The following is a 3,151-nucleotide window of genomic DNA, read 5'->3' as shown; positions in this document are numbered from 1 at the left end:
ATAGCTGATAGCTGATAGCTGATAGCTGATAGCTGATAGCTGATAGCTAATAGCTGATAGCTGATAGCTTACGACCCTCTAATAAATACCTGGAATCATTTTTGTAGTAATAGCAATACGATTCCAAGCATTGATCGTTACAATAGCCATCAAAAGTTTAGCTATTTCAGTTTCCGAAAAATAGCGACTTACCTCTTCATAAACTGAATTCGGTACCTGATTCTCTGAAATCAGAGTCACTGCTTCAGTTAGCTCTAATACAGCTCGCTCTTCCGGACTAAAAAACGGCGTTTCTCGCCAAGCATTTAGAACATAAATTCGTTGTTCTGTTTCTCCATTACTTCTGGCTTCTTTTGTATGCATATCGATACAAAACGCACATTTATTCAGTTGAAAAGCACGAATTTTAATTAACTTTATCAGTGTTTTGTCTAACCCACTTTTATTCACATAATTTTCCAAGGAATTCATGGCTAAATAAGCTGCTGGTTCAACTTTTTTTAATTCCCATCTTGCTTCCATTTAAATACCTCAATTGGTTGGTAAAATTACAAATTTAACTTTTGACGTTTTACGTGATTACCACATTCCTACTGCTTGATCAAGCTCAGCACGGGCATTGGCCAAAGATTCCTGACGGGCTTCTTCCCCTAAATCTAGTTTCTCGGCATGAATAAAGGTGATATCTGTAATGCCAATAACTCCAAAGATAGCCCTTAAAAAAGGTTCCTGATAATCGTAATCAGCACTAGGGTTTCCTGGAGAGAAACTACCACCACGAGCTGTAAAAATTAGCATTTTCTTTCCCTTAGGAACTAAACCCCGATATTGACCAGCTTCGTCAAAGGTAAAGGTGCGATTAAATCGGACAATTTGATCGATATAAGCTTTGAAGGTAGATGGAACATTGAAGTTGTACATGGGAATGCCAAAAACATAGCGATCGGCTGCTATAAATTCATCCACCAAAGTATCTGATACTTTAATTGCGTCTACCAATTCAGGATTGCGTTTTTCGGGAGGACAAAATGCTGCAGCAATCCACTTTTCATCCACATGGGGGACAGGATTATGACCTAAATCTCGATAGGTTACAGTGTCGTCTGGATAGAAAGACTTCCAAGTTTGAATAAACCGATTAGACAATTGCCGAGAAATAGAGCGATCGCCACGGGGACTAGCATCAATGTGAAGAATATGGGTCATAATTAAGTTGAAGGTTGTTCGCGAAGCGTGGCCAATAGGCCAAGGTGGTTTAGTTGTTCGCGAAGCGTGGCCGAAAGGCCAAGGTTGTTCGCGAAGCGTGGCCAATAGGCCAAGGTGGTTTGGTTGAAGGTGGTTTGGTTTAAGGGTTAAGGTGGTTTGCTTTAAGGTTCAGAATATAACCTGTAACCTGGTAACCTAGTAACCTAGTAAGCTGTAACCTGTAAACTCTAACCTGTAACCTTCAACCTGCTAACCTTCAACCTGCTAACCTCCTAACCTGTAACCGCGTCACCGCGTCACCTGTAATTGGGATTATTTGATGCCTACTGCCATTGAGTAAGCTCCTACAAGAGGTTTAGTGTAAGTATCTTTGAATCCTACTTTGTCCATCCAAGCACAGCAGTCTGCTCCTGTATAGTCGAAACCCCCAAAGGTTTCGATCAGCATATTTAGGCTCATCAGTAACCCAAAGGTGTTCTGGCAGCGCTGATCGTCGATTAGTGCGTCGTAGACAATCAATGCACCACCGGTCGGGAGTACTTCGTAGGCTTTGGCAATTAACAGGTGCTTTTGTTCTAGATTCCAGTCATGCAGGATTTGTCCCATAACCAAAACATCAGCACTAGGCAGCATATCCTGGAAAAAGTCACCACCATGGAAGTTTAATCGCTGGCTAAGTCCTCTCGAAGCAACATATTCCTCGTAAATTGGGCGAACCACTGGCAAGTCGAACCCACTTCCATGTAAATGGTCGTGACTTAGGGCAACGGTTACTGGTAACTGCCCTTGAGCGGTGCCGATATCGATAAACGTCTGAAACTTCTCCCACGGAAATTTCTCAGCGATCGCCTTAGCTACTCCCATACTGACCCCAGACATCGCTTCCAGAAAGAGTTTTAGGCGGGCAGGGTCCTGGTAAAGGGTGCCGAAGAAGTCTTCTCCATTTTTGGCTTCATTCTGGGGTTCACCGCTCCGTAACCCTTCTGTTAATGAACCCCAAAATCGATAGAGACGGCTGTTGTACATCTCTAGGTAACCACCGATATAGGAAGGCTTGGAGCGGTCAAGAAACAAATCACTTTCAGGAGTGTTACTGTAACCGTTATCATAAAATTCTAACACTTTTAAGGCAACTAGTGCATCCAAAAAATCTCGCGCACTACGGGGATGAAGTCCTAGTTTTTTAGTCAATTCAGCAGCAGTCATAGAACTCTGAGCCAGTTCAGTAAACACTCCCAGTTCGACTGCACTTAAGAATGTCTTAGATGCTGAGAAAGCAAACCCCAATTCTAATAATTTGTCCGGTACCAGCTGTTTAGTAACCTGTTGCATTGACTAGTCTCCTTCTAGTGTCATTTAGTAAAAAATGTTGATTTATAAACAAGCTAAGACCTAATTGGAACTTTGGTTAGCTCTGCATAAGCAAAATCATAAAGCCCTTTCCCCTCTAAGTTATGCTCAGCACAAATTAGGATATCCTGATATTGCTCGCGAAGCTTCCTTTTCAAGACTTTTCCTGTTGAACCGACAGGAAGATTAATGACAATTTCTAAGAAATACAATGGTTCCCAATTGTTATACAATAGCTGATGATTGATAGCAGTAATCAGAGCTGATGCTTTAATACTTTCTTGTGTTTTAAGCTTGATAAAAGCCACCAAACCATCGAAGCCTTTTTCCTTAGGGACCCCAATTATTGTACAATCAGCAACAGCTGAGTTGTTCTTCAAAATTAATTCTTCGATGGGTAAGGTATTGACTAAGCCCCTAGCGCACTGAATAGCATCAACCGCACGATCCACGTGAAAAAATTTATTTTCCTGATCATAATAAGCCAAATCCCCACTAATCCAGTACCCTTGTTTATAACTTTTGAGGGTGCGGTTAGAATCATTCCAATAGCCTGGTGTAATAGTTGGAGATTTAATACCCAGGAAACCTACCT

General features: G+C 41.7%; 3 protein-coding genes and 1 pseudogene. All 4 read right to left on the bottom strand.

The window, feature by feature from the left end; translation table 11 throughout:
* Positions 1-78: 78 nt before the first annotated feature.
* Entirely contained in the window at positions 79-522 is a 444-nt protein-coding gene (locus F6K38_RS37945) for a carboxymuconolactone decarboxylase family protein (RefSeq protein ID WP_287360129.1), read from the bottom strand.
* Positions 523-579: 57 nt separating this feature from the next.
* Positions 580-1,206, bottom strand: coding sequence for an FMN-dependent NADH-azoreductase (locus tag F6K38_RS37940; protein WP_008185403.1), 627 nt, complete (start codon positions 1,204-1,206; stop codon positions 580-582).
* Between the two features lie 312 nt (positions 1,207-1,518).
* Positions 1,519-2,538, bottom strand: a complete 1,020-nt coding sequence (locus F6K38_RS37935) for a methyltransferase (protein WP_287360128.1) — start codon at positions 2,536-2,538, stop codon at positions 1,519-1,521.
* A gap of 53 nt (positions 2,539-2,591) precedes the next feature.
* A pseudogene (locus F6K38_RS37930) lies at positions 2,592-3,151 on the bottom strand (hypothetical protein); the annotation flags it as partial.

Source organism: Moorena sp. SIO3B2, from assembly GCF_010692525.1.
Taxonomy (GTDB): domain Bacteria; phylum Cyanobacteriota; class Cyanobacteriia; order Cyanobacteriales; family Coleofasciculaceae; genus Moorena; species Moorena producens.
The sequence above is the reverse complement of the archived record's forward strand: the minus strand, read 5'-3'. Positions and strand labels throughout refer to the sequence as shown.